The sequence below is a fragment of the Actinomadura sp. CNU-125 genome, from assembly GCF_001942465.1.
Classification (GTDB): Bacteria; Actinomycetota; Actinomycetes; order Streptosporangiales; family Streptosporangiaceae; genus Spirillospora.
Map to the genome: position 1 here is coordinate 1 of NZ_MKJY01000503.1, position 1859 is coordinate 1859.

The 1859-nt window shown below is 71.3% G+C and carries 2 protein-coding genes; both read right to left on the bottom strand.

What is annotated here, in order from left to right:
- On the bottom strand, nucleotides 1–923 hold a 923-nt coding region (locus tag BJF79_RS54525; RefSeq protein ID WP_262403221.1), incomplete at its 3' end, for an APC family permease.
- Nucleotides 924–982: 59 nt separating this feature from the next.
- A complete protein-coding gene (locus tag BJF79_RS63700; RefSeq protein WP_262403220.1) occupies nucleotides 983–1435 on the bottom strand; it encodes an amino acid permease in 453 nt (150 codons plus the stop codon).
- Nucleotides 1436–1859: the final 424 nt, after the last annotated feature.

Here is a 1859-nt window from a genome sequence, read left to right on the forward strand (position 1 = left end):
AGCACGAGGCCCACGGCCATCCAGACGGCGAAGTAGACCCACGTCCGCACGTTGAGGTTCAGCATCAGCCAGCCGACCAGGGCCATCGTCACCGACGCGGTCACCGGCGCGGCGGGCACCCGGAACGGGCGGTGCAGGTCGGGACGGGCGCGGCGCAGCGTCGGGACGGCCGCGGCGACGAACAGGAACGCGAACAGCGTGCCGATCACCACGAGTTGCTGGAGCGTGAGGACGTCCACGGTCTGCGACATGACGATCGCCGCGCCGCCCGCGAGCAGGGTCGCGCGGGAGGGCACCCGGTAGCGGCTCATCCCGGCGAGGGGCCGCGGCAGCAGCCCGTCCCGCGACATCGAGAAGATCACGCGGGTGAGGCTGATCAGCAGCACCAGCAGGACCGTGGTGAGCGCCAGCACCGCCCCGACGTCGACGATCGCGGCCATCGCGCCCGCGCCGACCGAGTCGAACGCGCTGGCGAGGAGCAGCCCGGCATCGTCGAGGCGCGCGAGCCCGTCCATGCCGACCATTCCGACGAACGCGACGGCCACGGCCGAGTACAGCACGACGGCGGCGGCGAGCGCGGTGATGATGCCGCGCGGCACCTTGCGCGGCGCGTCGTCGGTCTCCTCCGAGGCGGTCGCGATCAGGTCGAAACCGATGTAGGCGAACGCGACGGCGGGTGCGGCGGCGAGGATCCCCCAGACGCCGAACGCGTGCGGCGTTCCGCCGCCGAGCGCGCCGAGCAGCGCGTCCAGCGCGGTCCCGCCGCCCTCGGGGGCGGGCCGCGCGGGCGGGACGAGCGGCGTGAGGTTGCCGGGGTCGAAGTACTTCAGGCCGACCACGATCACCAGGCCGATCACGACGACCTTGGCCATCACCATGAACCACAGCGTCCGCAGGCCGAGCCGGCTGCCGGTGGCGAGCATCAGCACGATCAGCAGCAGGATGCCGAGCGCGAGCAGGTCCGGGCCCTTCTCCTGCCCGATCAGGTCGCCGAGCCAGGACGGGACGGCGCGCCGAAGTCGTGCAGCGCCTGCGTCGCGTACAGGGACCAGACGCGGGCGATGACGGACGCCGCCAGCAGCAGCTCCATCAGCAGCGCCCACCCGACGACCCAGGCCCACACCTCCCCGAACGCGACGTAGCTGAACGAATAGGCGCTCCCCGCGACGGGGATGATCGACGACAGTTCGGCGTAGGCGAGCGCGGCCAGCAGGCAGACGACCCCGGCGATGAGGAACGACACCAGCACGGCCGGTCCGGCCGTCCCCGCGGCCTCCTCTCCGGCGATCTTGAAAATGCCGGAGCCGATCATCACTCCGAGGCCGAGCACCACGAGATCGCGGGTCCGGTAGACCACGCGGAGCCGATGCCGGCCGCCGTACAGCCGGCCGGTCGCCTGCTCGACGGGCAGGCGCCGGAAGATATTGGTGCTCATGCGGATGTCCCAGGTCATAGGCGGTCCCCCCTGGCACCGGACCCCGCGGCGCCGGTCGCGGAGGCCGCCGGTGAAGTCCCCAAGAATTCACCAGGTATGACCGAAAACGCAACATATTCCGGGAGGTCGATGCCCTATCGCTGTCGTCGAATCCTGCCAAACAACGGAGCCGTAGGCGCGGCGCAGCGACATGCTCACCCAGGGCGAACACCGAATCGGTTTCACTGGGAGCGCTCCACGTCCGCACCATTCGCGATATGTGCGGAGGAAAGTAAAACCCCCCGAAGAGCGGCCGGTCCCGGCGTCCGGGCGAGCCGGGCGGCGCGGACGGTGGCGCGCCGCGAAGATCGGTGACACCGTGGAGGCGCCGCGATCTTCAGGAGGCCCGGTGTTCCGCTCCCCGTCGCATCCGCCGCCGTCCGCG

Bases quoted from the DNA above. Each gene is read 5' to 3' on its own strand.
- BJF79_RS63700 (WP_262403220.1), bottom strand. From the start codon at position 1,435: ATGAGCACCAATATCTTCCGGCGCCTGCCCGTCGAGCAGGCGACCGGC.